The 13813-nt window shown below is 64.2% G+C and carries 16 protein-coding genes; 7 read left to right on the top strand and 9 right to left on the bottom strand.

Annotation, left to right across the window (positions count from 1 at the left end; translation table 11 throughout):
* Positions 1-1185 carry a pyridoxal phosphate-dependent aminotransferase gene (locus CK215_RS09290; RefSeq protein WP_095830755.1) on the bottom strand — a complete coding sequence of 395 codons (1185 nt, stop codon included), beginning with the start codon at positions 1183-1185 and terminating at the stop codon, positions 1-3.
* An 83-nt stretch (positions 1186-1268) separates the two neighbouring features.
* On the opposite strand from CK215_RS09290, the gene CK215_RS09285 reads away from it, so the two are divergent.
* The 4 genes from CK215_RS09285 to denD are packed head-to-tail and all read left to right on the top strand — an operon-like array spanning position 1269 to position 4168.
* Positions 1269-1955, top strand: a complete 687-nt coding sequence (locus CK215_RS09285) for a GNAT family protein (protein ID WP_095830859.1) — start codon at positions 1269-1271, stop codon at positions 1953-1955.
* Between the two features lie 13 nt (positions 1956-1968).
* Entirely contained in the window at positions 1969-2949 is a 981-nt protein-coding gene (locus CK215_RS09280) for a cation diffusion facilitator family transporter (RefSeq protein WP_095830754.1), read from the top strand.
* 36 nt (positions 2950-2985) lie between these two features.
* Entirely contained in the window at positions 2986-3192 is a 207-nt protein-coding gene (locus tag CK215_RS09275; protein WP_095777137.1) for a hypothetical protein, read from the top strand.
* 1 nt (position 3193) lies between these two features.
* Positions 3194-4168 carry a D-erythronate dehydrogenase gene (gene denD / locus CK215_RS09270; RefSeq protein WP_095830753.1) on the top strand — a complete coding sequence of 325 codons (975 nt, stop codon included), beginning with the start codon at positions 3194-3196 and terminating at the stop codon, positions 4166-4168.
* 15 nt (positions 4169-4183) lie between these two features.
* Here the strand turns inward: denD and CK215_RS09265 are convergent, their stop codons facing one another.
* The 4 genes from CK215_RS09265 to CK215_RS09250 all read right to left on the bottom strand — a co-directional run bounded on the left by CK215_RS09265 (position 4184) and on the right by CK215_RS09250 (position 8357).
* Positions 4184-5401, bottom strand: coding sequence for a nickel/cobalt transporter (locus CK215_RS09265; protein ID WP_095830752.1), 1218 nt, complete (start codon positions 5399-5401; stop codon positions 4184-4186).
* Positions 5402-5407: 6 nt separating this feature from the next.
* Positions 5408-6076: a DUF1007 family protein gene (locus tag CK215_RS09260; protein WP_095777358.1), complete on the bottom strand. Its 669-nt coding sequence runs from the start codon at positions 6074-6076 to the stop codon at positions 5408-5410.
* A 179-nt stretch (positions 6077-6255) separates the two neighbouring features.
* A complete protein-coding gene (locus CK215_RS09255; RefSeq protein WP_067002475.1) occupies positions 6256-7155 on the bottom strand; it encodes a LysR family transcriptional regulator in 900 nt (299 codons plus the stop codon).
* Between the two features lie 2 nt (positions 7156-7157).
* A complete protein-coding gene (locus CK215_RS09250; RefSeq protein WP_095830751.1) occupies positions 7158-8357 on the bottom strand; it encodes an amidase in 1200 nt (399 codons plus the stop codon).
* Positions 8358-8896: 539 nt separating this feature from the next.
* Here CK215_RS09250 and odc2 point away from each other — a divergent pair.
* Both odc2 and CK215_RS09240 read left to right on the top strand, forming a co-directional pair.
* Positions 8897-10030, top strand: a complete 1134-nt coding sequence (gene odc2 / locus CK215_RS09245) for an ornithine/lysine decarboxylase (protein WP_067002471.1) — start codon at positions 8897-8899, stop codon at positions 10028-10030.
* Positions 10031-10361: 331 nt separating this feature from the next.
* Complete coding sequence (locus CK215_RS09240) at positions 10362-10856, top strand: N-acetyltransferase (protein WP_095830750.1); 495 nt, start codon at positions 10362-10364, stop codon at positions 10854-10856.
* A gap of 84 nt (positions 10857-10940) precedes the next feature.
* On the opposite strand, the gene CK215_RS09235 is transcribed toward CK215_RS09240, so the two are convergent.
* The 4 genes from CK215_RS09235 to CK215_RS09220 form a co-directional block, all read right to left on the bottom strand.
* Positions 10941-11225 (bottom strand): SCP2 sterol-binding domain-containing protein, encoded by a 285-nt coding sequence (locus CK215_RS09235; protein WP_067002744.1) that lies wholly within the window; start codon positions 11223-11225, stop codon positions 10941-10943.
* A 203-nt stretch (positions 11226-11428) separates the two neighbouring features.
* Positions 11429-11953, bottom strand: a complete 525-nt coding sequence (locus CK215_RS09230) for a hypothetical protein (protein WP_095830749.1) — start codon at positions 11951-11953, stop codon at positions 11429-11431.
* Positions 11954-11984: 31 nt separating this feature from the next.
* Positions 11985-12407, bottom strand: coding sequence for a hypothetical protein (locus CK215_RS09225; RefSeq protein WP_067325992.1), 423 nt, complete (start codon positions 12405-12407; stop codon positions 11985-11987).
* Between the two features lie 8 nt (positions 12408-12415).
* Positions 12416-12985, bottom strand: coding sequence for a rod-binding protein (locus CK215_RS09220; RefSeq protein WP_245418652.1), 570 nt, complete (start codon positions 12983-12985; stop codon positions 12416-12418).
* Between the two features lie 223 nt (positions 12986-13208).
* Here CK215_RS09220 and CK215_RS09215 point away from each other — a divergent pair, with 223 nt between their 5' ends.
* A complete protein-coding gene (locus CK215_RS09215) occupies positions 13209-13796 on the top strand; it encodes a transglutaminase-like cysteine peptidase (RefSeq protein ID WP_245418651.1) in 588 nt (195 codons plus the stop codon).
* Positions 13797-13813 lie beyond the last annotated feature (17 nt).

Here is a 13813-nt window from a genome sequence, read left to right as displayed (position 1 = left end):
CTATTTCGTCAAGAACCCTTCGATCCGCTCCAGCGCTCGCAATATGTTCTCCTCGGAATTGGCGTAGGAAAGCCGGACATAGCCTTCGCCGAGCACGCCGAAATCGGGGCCGCCGATCAGCGCTACGCCGGCATCCTCCAACAGCGCCGAGGCAAGCTTCTTGGCCTTCCAGCCGGTCTTCGAAACATTGGGGAAGGCGTAGAAGGCGCCCTTCGGCGTGATGCAGGAAATGCCGGGGAGCGCGTTCAGCCCTTCGACCACTATCTTCCTGCGGTTGTCGAAGGCGAGCATCATCTTTTCGACATCGTCCTGCGGGCCGTCTATCGCGGCGATGCCGGCATACTGGCTCGGCGCGTTGACGCAGGACCAGCAGTTGACCGCAAGCTTGCGCACCTTGTCGTAGAGATAGGCGCCCTTTTCGCCGTTTGGCCAGATCGACCAGCCCATGCGCCAGCCGGTCATCGCCCAGGTCTTGGACCAGCCGTTGAGCACGATCAGCCTGTCGCGGAGTTCCGGAAAGTTGAGCAGCGAGCAGTGGGTCTCGCCGTCATAGGTCATGACATCGTAGATTTCGTCGGAGAGGATCGCGACCTCAGGGTGCTTCTCCAAGCCCTTCACGAGTTTGGCGATCTCGTCCCGCGCGGTCACGCCGCCGGTCGGATTGGCGGGCGAGTTTAGGATCAGCAGCCTCGTCTTCGGCGTGATCAGCGCCAGCGTCTCTTCCGCCGAGAAGGCAAAGCCGTTCTCCTCGCGGATCGGCACCGGGATTGGAGCAGCACCCGTGAACTCGATCATCGAGCGATAAATCGGAAAGCCGGGATCGGGATAAAGAATCTCCGCCCCCGGCTCGCCGAACATCAGGATCGCGGCGAACATGGTCGGCTTGCCGCCGGGCAGGATCATCACGTTCTCGGGCGATACTTCGACCCCGGTGGTGGTCAGCGTTCGGCGCACGACCGCCTCGCGCGTGGCTAGCAGGCCGTTGGCAGGCGTGTAGCCGTGGTGGCCGTCGCGCAGCGCCTTGATCGCCGCCTCGACGATATGCTGCGGCGTCTTGAAGTCGGGCTGGCCGATGCCGAGGTTGATGATGTCGCGGCCCTGATGGGCAAGCGCCGTTGCCCGCGCGAGCACCGCAAAGGCATTTTCCTCGCCGAGACGATCGAAGGCCGCGATGGTGTGGAGCATTTTTCCCGTCCCTGTGGTTCTTTCTGTGGACGAGCGTTTTTGTGAGCGTGCGCCAGGAAAAGTCAAACGGATTGGAGCGGTCGGTGTCGGAAAATCTGAAGAATTGGCAGGCACGCCCGCGCCCCGAACGCAAGGCGCTGGAAGGTCGCTATGTCCGGCTCGAACCGCTGAGCGCGTCAAAGCACGGCGACGGGCTCTATGAAGCGTCGTCGGTGTCGGATGCCGGAGGCCGCTTCGCCTGGCTGCCGGACTATCCGCCCGAGAACCGCGCCGCCTTCCAGCCATGGCTGGACAAAGTCGAGGCGAGCGAGGATCCGCTGGTCTTCGCCGTCATCGACAAGGCGAGCGGCAAGGTCGCCGGACGTCAGACGCTGATGCGCATTGATGCCGCCAACGGCGTCATCGAGATCGGCAACATCTATTGGGGGCCGCTGATCTCGCGCAGGCCGCAGGCGACGGAAGCACAGTTCCTGTTTACCAAATATGCCTTCGACGAGCTCGGCTATCGCCGCTACGAATGGAAATGCAACAACCGCAACGAGCCGTCGAAACGTGCGGCGGAACGTTTCGGCTTCAAGTTCGAAGGCATTTTCCGCCAGCATCTTGTGGTGAAGGGCGAAAACCGCGATACGGCGTGGTATTCGATCATCGACAAGGAGTGGCCGGCGCTGCGCAAGGCCTATGAGGCCTGGCTCGATCCGGCGAATTTCGATGGCGAGGGCCGCCAAAAGCGACGGCTCGAGGATTTCCGCGCCGAGTCCGGCGCGTAGCAGGAGTTGCGCGATGGCGCATGATCACGGCTCACACGCCCACAGCCACGGCGCCGATCACGTGCACGGGTCGACCGACAAGAAGCGCGTTCTCGTCGCGGGCTGCCTGACAGCGGGCTTCATGATCGCGGAGGCGCTCGGCGGCTTGCTCACCGGCTCGCTGGCGCTGCTTGCGGATGCCGGCCATATGCTGGCGGACGCGATCGCGCTCGGTCTCGCCTGGTATGCCTTCCACCTCACCGGACGTCCCGCCACCGGGCGTCTCACCTACGGCTTCGCTCGCGTGAAGACGCTGGTCGCATACACCAACGGCATCGCCATTTTCGTCATCGCGCTTTGGATCGTCTACGAGGCCTGGGGGCGGCTGATGCACCCGGCGCCGGTGCTGGGCGGGCCGATGCTGGTGGTGGCGGTCGCCGGCCTGCTGGTCAACGTCGCCTCGTTCTTCGTGCTGCATGGCGGCGACCGCGAGAGCCTCAACATGCGCGGCGCCATACTGCATGTGCTGGGCGACCTGCTTGGCTCGGCTGCGGCAATCGCTGCGGCCCTCATCATTCTCGCCACCGGCTGGACGCCAATCGATCCGATCCTCTCCGTGCTGGTGGCGCTGCTGATCCTGTCGACGGCGTGGTCGCTGATGCGCGAGGCCGCCCATGTGCTGCTCGAAGGCGTGCCGGCAAGCCTCGATCGCGATCAAATCGCCAAGGATCTGGAAGCCGCGGTCAAGGGCGTGCGGGAGGTGCATCACATGCATGTCTGGTCGCTCGACGGCACCAGCAACATGGCGACGCTGCATGCCTGCCTGAATGACGGCGTCGATGCGCATGCGGCGGTGAGCGCCATCAAGAAGCGGCTTGCCGCGAAGCACGGGATCGATCATGCAACGGTGGAGCCCGAGTTCGGCCTGTGCGCCGACAGCCATGACGAGCACGATCATCACCATGATCACGACCATGCGCATGATGCGCCTCGCGATCGCCGCCACTATCACTGAGCCGGTGATGAGCTTCGGATCGAGGGACGGCGCCTGATGGATCGCGAGACGCGCAACGCGGCGATCGCCGCGGCCTGGATACTGCTCCTGTTCGGCCTCGCCGCCTATTTCCTGCCGACCATCATGCTGGCCGCCGGCAAGGTCTCGACGGTCCTTGCGGTCGTCATCGCCGCGCTCTTCATGGTGGGGCTGTTCGTCGTCCTGTGGCTGCGCGGACGCAGCCAACGCAAGAAGGGTCTATGAGATGAGAGTTCTGATTACCGGCGCCGCCGGCATGGTTGGCCGCAAGCTGATCGCAAGGCTGGCCAAGGACGGTGTGCTGCGCGGGCGCAAAATAACCGCGCTCGATCTGCACGATATCGTGCCGCCGCAGGCGCCGACGCTCGCCGGAGTCGATATCTCGATCCACGCCGGCGATCTTTCCACGCCCGGCGCGACGGCCAAGCTCGTTGCTTCCCGCCCGGACGTGATTTTCCATCTCGCCGGCATCGTTTCCGGCGAGGCGGAGGCCAATTTCGACCTCGGCTACCGCGTCAATCTCGACGGCACGCGCGCTTTGTTCGACGCGGTGCGGGTGGCGGGCTTCGCGCCGCGCCTTGTCTTCACCTCGTCGATCGCGGTGTTCGGCGCGCCGTTCCCGGATGTCATCCCGGACGAGTTCCATCCGACGCCGCTCACCTCCTACGGCACGCAGAAGCTGATCAGTGAGGCGCTGCTTGCCGACTACTCGCGGCGCGGAGTCTTCGACGGCATCGGCATCCGGCTGCCCACCATCTGCGTACGGCCGGGCAAGCCGAACAAGGCGGCGTCGAGCTTCTTCTCAGGGATTATCCGCGAGCCGCTCAGCGACCAGGAGGCGATCCTGCCGGTGCCGCGCTCGGTGCTGCACACGCATGCCAGCCCGCGATCGGCGGTGAATTTCCTGATCCATGCGGCCGAAATCGATGGCGATAAGGTCGGGCCGCGGCGCAATCTCACCATGCCCGGCGTGGCGGTCACCGTCGGCGAGCAGATCGACGCGCTCGGGCGCATAGGCGGCGCCGAGGTGGTCAAACGGATCCGCGAGCAGCCCGACGAAACGATCTGGGCGATCGTGAGAGGCTGGCCGACGCGCTTCGAGGCGCGCCGCTCGCGGGAACTTGGTTTTGTCGCCGAGAAGAATTTTGACGAGATCATCCGCGCCCATATCGAGGACGAACTCGACGGAAGGATCGAGTGACAGTTTCGGTCGGCTTCAGACGCCGCCCGTCAGGCTGGCCGACAAGAGCAGCAGGCCAACGAGGAAGATGAAGGCGGCGCCGCCGATCTCGACGATCGAATGGATGCGGTTGCCGATGCGTCCGTCGCCGGCGAAATAGACAGCCCAGTTCTTGGCAGTCACCGCGATCGTCGCCAGCGCGGAGACGGTGATCGCGGTGCCGATCGACATGGCGAGCACCGAGAGCAGGCCGCCGAGCCAGAGTCCGTTGAGAAGCGCGAAGCTCAGCACGATCAGCGCGCCGGAGCAAGGGCGGATGCCGACGGCGGCCACCGCCGACCAGGCGGTCTTCCAGTCGAAGCGATCGCCCGAAAGCAGCGCCGGATCCGGCGCGTGCGAATGGCCGCAGGTGTCGCAGACTTCGCCCGGGCCGTGGTGATGATGCCCAGCGTGAGCATGGTCGTGCGCCGCGTGGTCGTGATCATGCGCCTTGTGATCAGTCGCCTCATCGCTGTGCGCATGCGAATGCGCGGCATGATCATGGTCGTGATGCGCGTGCGAGTGCGTCGAGTGGGCATGCGCGGAATGCGAATGGGAGTGGGAATGACCGGCATGGGAATGCGCGTGAGCATGCGAGTGCCCGCCACGCGAGTGGCCGGCATGGGCCGCCGACAGGCTGTAGGCCGGACCGGCGCCGAACCGCCGAAGAATGGCCGGGCCCGCCTTGCGCCACAGTAGCCAGGCGCCGAACAGCGTCACCAGCACATAACTGGAGATCTCAAGAAACCATGCCGCGTCGGTCATCGACACCGCCGTGCCGCGCAGCACGAAATAGGCAAGCATCATGACGACGACCGCGGTCAGCCCCTGCAGCAGCGCCGAGACGAAGGACAGCATGATCCCGCGCTTCAGCGCCACTTCGTTGGCGACCATGTAGGACGAAATCACCGCCTTGCCGTGGCCGGGCCCGGCGGCGTGGAAAATGCCGTAGGCGAAGGACAGGCCGACCAGCAGCCAGAGCTTGCTGCCGTCCTGGCGCATGGCTTTCATCGCGGCCGCCAGCGAATGGTAGAATTCCTGCTGCCTGAGATTGATCCACATTAGGATATGGGCGAACGGACCCGTCGTGCTCGGCGCCATGCCGTCATTGGTGCCGATGCCGAGCGAGCTCTGGGCATGGGCGACGCCGGGTAGATGCGTCATGACCAAGGTGGCGGCCGCGAGGCCGAGCGCCAGGCGCAGCGACGGTTTCATCACCAATTATCCTTCCGGCGGACAGTTCAGTTCGAGCTTGGTGGCGAAGATCTTGCTCATGTCGGTGCCCGTCGGATCGTTGAAGAAGGCTTCCGTCAGGGTCTTCTGGTTTTCCTTGATCGCTTCGTCCGGATCGGGACGGATCACCTTTTTGGTGCAATTCGCGGGCAATCCCTCAACGGTGAGGTTGGCGTCGTCGGTGAAGTCGATCGCCGTGTAGAAGGTAGGATCGTAGACGCCGATGTCGATCTTGCCGGCGAGTTTGATCGGCGTCTTCGGCTGCGACTCGAACAGAATGATCAGCTGGTCGTTGTCGAAGCTCGCCATCAGATGCGGCGGAGGGACCATGGGCACGTCCTTGCCGTCCTGCGTGACCAGCTGGAAATAGTTGAACTCGGCCAGCGAGGAATGGACGGTGTCGGCCACTTCCTTGAGCTCTTTGTCGTCAAGCTTCAGATCGGAGTTCTTGTCGAACTCCATCATCACTGTACTCGAAAACAGATCGTCGAAGCGCCAAAGGTGGCGCAGCGCCGTCACACTTTGGTGATCCGCGCTGAGGATGACGTCGAGGCGAGCCTCGGCGAAGACGTGCGGGTGCACCTGGGCGGGCTCTACCGCGGCAAAGGTGGCCGCAATTGCCGAAGCCAGTACGATTGCTTGCCGTTTCAGGTGCATTCCGGGCCGCGATTCCATCGACTTTGGGAGTGGGCTCCGAGAGTTAACAGAAAGGGGGCGAAATTGGGACGCGCTCTCGGAGAGCGTTGCGCTCTTTCCAGATCGCTCGATGCGCTTTTAGGCTCTGTTTCTGCGCATGTCCTTGTGCCGAAAACGGTTCCCACCTTCGGGGACGTGCTTCACGCAGCGTCGCGCGTCCTGAACCAGTGCACCAGGAAATCGACGAAGACACGGACCTTGGCGGGCAAATAGCGGCGATGCGGATAGACCGCGAAGATGCCGCTGCCCGAGAGGATGCGGTCGTCGAGCACCGTCACCAGCTTGCCCGACGCGACTTCGGGCGCAGCGATGAAATCCGGCAGGATGGTGAAGCCCAGGCCCGACACGGCGGCTGCTCTCGCCGCCATCGGACTGTTGACCTCGATCGGCCCCGACACGGTGACGCTCACCGAATCCTCGCCGTCTCCCTTGAAGCGCCAGTTGGCTAAAGAGCGGCCGTTGGTGTCGACGATGCAGGGCATGTTGGAAAGATCCTGCGGGCGGGTCGGGGTGCCGTGCTTTGCGAGCAGGTCCGGCGACGCGCAGAGCTTGATCGAAAACGGCCCGAGGCGCCGCGCGATCAGCGACGAGTTCTCCAGCCGCGAAATGCGCACGGCGACATCGAAGCCTTCCTCGACCAGATCGACGAAGCGGTCGTCGAGATGGATGTCGAGAACGATGTCCGGATGTTGCTTGGCAAAATCGATCAGCGACTGGCCAATCGGCGCGTCGGCGAAGGTGCGCGCAGCCGAGAGCTTGATGCGGCCGCGCACGTCGCCGGAAGATTCGCGCACGGCATCGGCCAGGCTGTCGACCTCGCGCACGATTTCGGAGGCGCGCTGATAATAGGTGTGACCGGCTTCGGTCAGCGAGAACTGCCGCGTGGTACGGTTCAACAACAGCGCGCCGAGTTCGTCCTCCAGCTCGCGCACATATTTCGACAGCAGCGCCTTGGAACGGCCGATCTTGCGCGCGGCGGCCGAGAAGCCTTCGGCCTCGACCACGTCGATGAAGGCGCGCATGCGGGTCAATGTATCCATGATCAGACCTTTCGGGCCGCATCCAGAATCGTGCGGCCGAGCCCTATCAGGGCGACGTCGCTGCCGAAAGGGCCGAGCAGCGACAGGCCGAAGGGCGCGCCGTCGACGGAACCGAGCGGCAAGGTGATCTGCGGGAAGCCCGACAACCCGGCCAAGCACAAAAGATGCAGCGCCCTTTCGCGATAGGCCTGGAACTGCTCCGGCGTGCTGGTCTTCAGTGGCGCTGCGCCCGGCACCGTCGGCAGAACAAGAAAGCCGTCGTTGCCGAGCAGCTTGCCGAACTCGGAACGGAAGGCTGCCCGACGCGCCGTTTCGGCTTCGACCGTCTTTGCATCGATCGTGCGGCCGAAGCCGAAACGCTCGTCGACACCCGGACCAAGTCCGTGATCGCCTGCCGAAATCCAGCCGCCATGCACCTGCCACGCCTCGAAGGCCTGCAGTCGACGAAAGCACCAGTAGAGATCATCCGGGGAGGAGGCGAAGGCGTGTTCGGTTTCGGTCGGCTCGCCGAGGACGGCTGCTGCCTGTGCCTTCATCCGCGCATATTCGGCGGCTTCCGTCGGCCCGGAAACAAAGGCATCGAGCCAGCCGATCGACAGCGGGCGGTTGAGCGGATGCTGGTGTGGATCGCGTCCGAGCAGAAGCTTGCCGGCCATTTCGTAAGCTTCTATGTCGCCGGCGAACCAGCCGAAGGTGTCGAAGCTCGGCGCGAGCTTCATGGCGCCCTCGAGCGATACCCGGCCGTGACTGGTGCGCAGCCCGATCAACCCGCAGAAGCTCGCCGGCGCGCGGATCGAGCCGCCGGTGTCGGAGCCGACTGCGATGTCGGCAAGGCCGCCGGCGACCGCTGCCGCCGAACCTGACGAGGAGCCGCCGGTCACGCGATCCGGAGCGGCTGCGTTCACCGGAAACGGGAAATGCGAATTCTGGCCGAACAGCGAGAAGGCGAGCTCGTCGGTTTGCGTCTTGCCGACGAATCGCGCACCGGCATCGAGAATCAACTGCACAGCCTCGGCCGTCCGCGAGGCGGCGTGAGCCTGTTCGAACTTGCGCGGGTTGCCGCAGCCGGTGCGATAGCCGGCGACGTCATAGATGTCCTTCACGGCTAGGCGCAGGCCGGCCAACGGGCCAAATTCCGCATTGGCCACGGGCATTTGGCGCAGATCGAGGAAGGCGTTGAGAGGGCCGTGGGTGCCTGGCATTGTTCGATTTCCGAATACGGTCCACAAACATTGTTCGACGCCGCAATTTTTACAACCGGCGCTGTCGATTTTTATTGATTGTGAAACCCTTCGCTCTTATATCGCGCTTGCCCAAAGTCGCACGTGCCTGTGGGTGTCCGCCGATCCTCGAATGGTGAGGGCAATCGGTAAGGTAACTGGAGCCAACCCCTCCAGTCGGTCAGTGGCCAACCACAAGACCGAGGACACCTTGAAGCAACGACGGTGCGGGCCTTTCTGGTGTCTGCCGGTCGTCCAAAGACCGGGGTTACTGAAGAGGCACACCTTCATTGCCGGCAGTGCGGACGGGTCCTCCCATCCAAGCCAAGGCAGACAAAGCGAACCGAGGCCGGGCAAGGCCAGGTTCACCGCCGCGAGACGGCGATCCGTGGTTCCGGGGTCTCCACCGGCTGGTTCCATGGATTTTCCGTCCCGCCTTTGTCCACCGCGAGTTCGCGAGGCCGAGCGCCCGCGTCCCGCAGCCTTTGTGCGCGCCGAAAGGCGCAGATGGAGAGACCTCGATGGCCACCCAGCGCATCCTTGACTTTCTCGCCACCCGACGTCCGAACGGCCCCTGCCTCGTCGTCGACCTCGATGTCGTGCGCGACAATTTCCGCGCCTTCGAGAAGGCGTTGCCCGATTCCAAGATCTACTATGCGGTGAAAGCAAACCCGGCGCCGGAGATCCTGCGCCTGCTTGCTGCGATGGGCTCGTCCTTCGACACCGCATCGGTTGCCGAGGTCGAGATGGCGATGGATGCCGGCGCGCCGGCGGATCGCATTTCCTTCGGCAACACCATCAAGAAGGAGCGCGACATTGCGCGCGCCTACCAGCTCGGCATCCGCCTCTACGCGGTGGATTGCGTCGAGGAGGTCGAGAAGATTGCCCGCGCCGCTCCGGGCTCGCGCGTGTTCTGCCGCGTGCTCACCGACGGCGAGGGTGCCGAATGGCCGCTGTCGCGCAAGTTCGGCTGCGTGCCGGCGATGGCCGTCGACGTGCTGCGTCACGCCAAGAGCCTCGGCCTCGACGCCTATGGCGTGTCGTTCCATGTCGGCTCGCAGCAGACCGATCTCTCGGCCTGGGACCGCGCGCTGGGCGATGCCAAGAAGGTGTTCGCCACGCTCGCCGAGGAAGGCATCGTCTTGAAAATGGTCAACATGGGCGGCGGTTTCCCGACCCGTTACCTGAAGGACGTACCGGCGGCGCAGGCCTATGGCCAGGCGATCTTCTCGGCGCTGCGCAGGCATTTCGGCAACGCGCTGCCCGAGACGATCATCGAGCCGGGCCGCGGCATGGTCGGCAATGCCGGCGTCATCAAGTCGGAAGTCGTGCTGATCTCGAAGAAGGCCGACAATGACAATGTGCGCTGGGTGTTCCTCGACATCGGCAAGTTCGGCGGCCTCGCCGAGACGATGGACGAGGCGATCCGCTATCCGATCGTGACGCCGCGCGACGGCTCGGAGACCGCGCCCTGCGTGCTCGCCGGCCCGACCTGCGATTCGGCCGATGTGCTCTACGAGAAGACGCCTTATCCCCTGCCTCTGTCGCTCACCATCGGCGACGAGGTGCTGATCGAAGGTACCGGCGCCTACACGACTACCTATTCGTCGGTCGCCTTCAACGGCTTCGAGCCTCTCCGATCCTACGTGATCTGAAGGCGCGAGCCTTCAGATCAACCGGCGTGGGCGACATCGCCCGCCCGGGCTCGCTTGTGGAACAGATCTCCGCTCGTGAAGGATCGCGGAAATGGACTTTGCAGATTTCATCATTGAGGGCGCCGCGCGCCGGGTCTCCCCCCTCGAGGGGGAGATGGCCGCGCAGCGGTCAGAGGGGGGCGTCGCGCGTGGAGCGCCAGCGCCGCTTCTCGTCACGCTGGGCGCCGGTATTACATGCGCAACGACCCCCTCTGTCGCCTTTGGCGACATCTCCCGCTCGAGGGGGGAGGTTGCTCCGGGCTTCGGCATCGTTGCCGAAGGCATTGGGGATATGCAGGCTCGCGAAGCGCTGCTCGACCGCGCCATGGGGCCGAAGCGCAGGAAGAAGTCGTCCGAGAAACTGCGGCGTGGCCGCCGGCCGTCGGAAGGCCTGGCCTTTGTCGCGCGCGACCCGTCGGGCGCGGTCGTCGGCACGGTTCGGCTGTGGGATGTGACGCTGGGCGAGGGCGGTCCGGCAGCGCTCCTGCTTGGGCCGCTGGCAGTCGAGCCGGGCCTGAAGAGCGGCGGCATCGGCTCGGCGCTGATGCGGCACGCGATCGGCGAGGCCGCGCGGCTCGGTCATGGCGCGATCCTGCTCGTCGGGGATGCGCCATATTACGGGCGGTTCGGTTTTTCGGCCGATCGCACCGGCTCGCTCGCCATGCCTGGTCCCTATGAGCGGCACCGCCTGCTGGCGCTCGAGCTGAAGGAGGGCTCGCTCGACGGGACCGCGGGCACGATCAAGGCCGCCGGCCGCAAGGTCAAGGCCTTGGACTTCGTGGCCTGAACACCGCGGAGAGGCGCAGTCGCGGCGTCGCGCGTTCAAAGAAGCGCGGTGCCGAATCGCGTGGTAATTGCGTCTCGACGCCAATCAGCCGAGCAACTGGCTGAGCGCCATGGCGACCGTCATGTCGCCCTCGACCTTCAGCTTGCCGGCCATGAAGGCCATGGTCGGGTTGAGATCGCCGGCGATCAGTGAATCGAGATCGTCGAGCGAGAGCTTGATCGTGCAGTCGGTCGGGGCATCGGCGGTCGAAACGGTCGCGCCGTCGATAACGATGACGCCGTCGCTGCCGGTGTCGAACTTGACCGAGTGCTCGAAGCCGGCGCTTGCCACGCGCGACCTGATCTTGTCGGCAATCTCCTGAACGCCCATGGCGGTTCTCCTCGTTTGGTTGCGTTTGACGCGCACCGGCCTTGGCCGCTGGGCGAGGCGCCGCGTCGCGCGGGAGCGCGGCGACAGCCACCGGCGCATATAGCTTCGGGTTGACGTTTACGTCAACGTGGCCGCCATGCGGCATGTCGCATCACCGGACAAGCATGTGAACCCCTGGCGGTGCCAAGTCGATCCAGAGCCGATCAATGCTCCGGCTGGAACGGCTTGGTCATCGCTTGCGCGGTCTCGCCGGCTGTCTTGCGGCGGCGGATGGCGTTGTCGCGGATTTCGTCCTTGGACAGGAAGTTGACCTGGTCGATCAGCACGTCATGCACCAGCTCGACGCCGACGCGGGCGTTGACGGTCTCGCGGATCGCTTTGCGGAAAGCCTCGAGATCGATCGTGTCCTTCTTGGTGAAATCGATCTGCGGATTGGAATAGAGGTAGGAATAGACCTGATCGGTGATGATCGCCGGCGCCGGGATCGACAGTTTCTTTATCTGATCCGGCTCCACCGTGTAGACGAGTTTGGTGAGAAAATAGCCGTCGATCTTGGCATCGCGGACGAGCGGTACCGAAATGATGTCGGTCTTGACGTAGTCGAGACCGCCCAGCATCGGCTTCGGCGGCTCACCGACGCCGCGCTCGCCCGCCGCCTGGAACGAATAAAACACCGCGCCGAGGGTTACGGCGCAGATCCAAAGCGCTGCGGCGAGGAATTTGATCACCGGATCCTACCTTGCTCCGCAGTCATCTCGTTCAAGCCCGGGCATATCCGAATTCGCCTGCCGAATAGGTGCCGTCGGCATCGGCGCGCTGGATGGCGTTCTTCAACAGCGTGGCGACCTCGTTGACGGCATTGAGATGGGCAAGAATAGCCGCCTCGTTCTTTGCCAGCTTCTGGCGCAACCGCGCCAGCCCTTCGCGATGCTGCTCGAGGAACTCGATCTCATTGGCGCCCTTCAGCGCGCGGGTCAGTTCGTAGAGATAGCGGCTTTTGCGGGCATTCGAGGCCTTGAGGTCGTAGCTGGTGCCGCTGCGGATACCCGCCGTCTCCTCGTCCACCGCCTCCTCGATCCGGCCAATGATGGCGGCGAGGTTGCCAGGCCGTGCAGCTGCGATCGGTGCTTCCGCGGCGGTGGTTCGTGCAGGCAGGTTGGATAGGTCCGTTTGGTCGGCCATGTAGGTCCCTAGATCTTGATGTCCGTTTTTATGGTTGTGTCGTCACCGGTCATAGACCGGGCGGCCTTACGCTCGAGCTCGTCGACCAGGGAGGTCGAAAGCCTGGTCTGCTGGTCGATCTCGGCTTTCTCCGGTCCGCCCCCAACGGGCCCGACCGGCACCTTGTGTTTGCCGTCCAGATAATGGTCGGCAAGCATCGATCTCGCGATGCCGATCCCGCCATGCGCGGCCATGACATCGGCTACCTTTTCGGCAAGCTGCGATTTCCACATGTCGCCGGCCAGACCCTTGCCGTAAACGCCCTCGGTGTCCTTAGGCATCATGTTCTGGATGAAAGTGGTCAGCACCATCGCCTCGAAGCGCTGGAACTTTTTGGCTGGATTTGCCGCCTCGGCCTTGTCGGCAGCGGCGCGCGAGAGCACCGAGCCCGCCTCGACCGAGGCAGTCTGGTCGATCGAGAAGGTCTCCCCGGCACCGCCAGCCCGCCTCGCGAGTGCTGCCCGCGCGGCCTCGACGTCGGCCGGCTCCGCCGCACGGGCGACGTCCATCACGATGTCGCTGGGAGGTGAAATCGCCAAGAAAGCACTGCCTTTTGCCGGTTTTTGTCCGTTGCACAATGACGCAACAAGCTTGTGGCAGGCTTGCGGGGATGGCGAGGTGCAGTGCAGCGCTCAAATCTTATTTTAGCATGTATTAATATTTTAACGGTGTTGCCCCGCCGCCGGCGCAATTCGGGGTTTTGAAAACGACTAATTAACCCCGCCCCCTCATCCTCGAGACCACGCCTTGGAGACGTTGATCGTGAAAAGCGATGTCGTGCTGATCGCATTTCTGCTGTCGGTTGCCAGCCCATTTGCCGCCCAGGCCGGAACGGCGATGCAAACCAAAGGCAAGGCGTTCGCACCGCCGGCCTTCTATTCGTTCTGCAGCCGCCAACCCAGCCTGTGCAGCACTGCCGGCGGAACAAAGGTCGTCGCCCTGCGGCCTCAGCTTAGCGCGCAATTGAACGAGATCAACCTTTCGGTCAATTCACGCATTACCGAGGTCAGTGATCGAGCCGTTGTCGGCAAGAACGACGACTGGCGCGTGCCGACCGTGTCCGGCGATTGCGAGGATATCGCGATACTGAAGAAGCTCGAACTGATGAAGCGCGGCTGGCCGGCCTCGGCGCTGCTGTTGACCGTGGCAAGCTATCACGGCGAGGGACACACGGTGCTGACGGTGCGCACCAACGAGGGCGACCTGGTGCTCGACAACCTCACCAGCGCGGTCCGTGATTGGTCCAGCACGCCCTACAACTATTTCGCCCGGCAGGCGCAGGGCAATGGGAGGCGCTGGGAGCGGATCGGGGCGGCCAAGTCGGTCGGCACGACGGCGACCGGCACCTGACAGCCTCGTTCGCCGCG

The sequence above is a fragment of the Mesorhizobium sp. WSM3864 genome (genome assembly GCF_002294955.1).
Classification (GTDB): domain Bacteria; phylum Pseudomonadota; class Alphaproteobacteria; order Rhizobiales; family Rhizobiaceae; genus Mesorhizobium.
Note: the sequence above shows the minus strand (reverse complement) of the source record. Positions and strands in the feature narration are given on the sequence as shown.

Coding starts and splice junctions, on each gene's coding strand:
- CK215_RS09275 (WP_095777137.1), top strand. CDS start 2,986: ATGGATCGCGAGACGCGCAACGCGGCGATCGCCGCGGCCTGGATACTG.
- CK215_RS09225 (WP_067325992.1), bottom strand. CDS start 12,407: ATGGCCGACCAAACGGACCTATCCAACCTGCCTGCACGAACCACCGCC.
- odc2 (WP_067002471.1), top strand. CDS start 8,897: ATGGCCACCCAGCGCATCCTTGACTTTCTCGCCACCCGACGTCCGAAC.
- CK215_RS09265 (WP_095830752.1), bottom strand. CDS start 5,401: ATGAAACCGTCGCTGCGCCTGGCGCTCGGCCTCGCGGCCGCCACCTTG.
- CK215_RS09255 (WP_067002475.1), bottom strand. CDS start 7,155: ATGGATACATTGACCCGCATGCGCGCCTTCATCGACGTGGTCGAGGCC.
- CK215_RS09250 (WP_095830751.1), bottom strand. CDS start 8,357: ATGCCAGGCACCCACGGCCCTCTCAACGCCTTCCTCGATCTGCGCCAA.
- denD (WP_095830753.1), top strand. CDS start 3,194: ATGAGAGTTCTGATTACCGGCGCCGCCGGCATGGTTGGCCGCAAGCTG.
- CK215_RS09290 (WP_095830755.1), bottom strand. CDS start 1,185: ATGCTCCACACCATCGCGGCCTTCGATCGTCTCGGCGAGGAAAATGCC.
- CK215_RS09260 (WP_095777358.1), bottom strand. CDS start 6,076: ATGCACCTGAAACGGCAAGCAATCGTACTGGCTTCGGCAATTGCGGCC.
- CK215_RS09280 (WP_095830754.1), top strand. CDS start 1,969: ATGGCGCATGATCACGGCTCACACGCCCACAGCCACGGCGCCGATCAC.
- CK215_RS09235 (WP_067002744.1), bottom strand. CDS start 11,225: ATGGGCGTTCAGGAGATTGCCGACAAGATCAGGTCGCGCGTGGCAAGC.
- CK215_RS09240 (WP_095830750.1), top strand. CDS start 10,362: ATGCAGGCTCGCGAAGCGCTGCTCGACCGCGCCATGGGGCCGAAGCGC.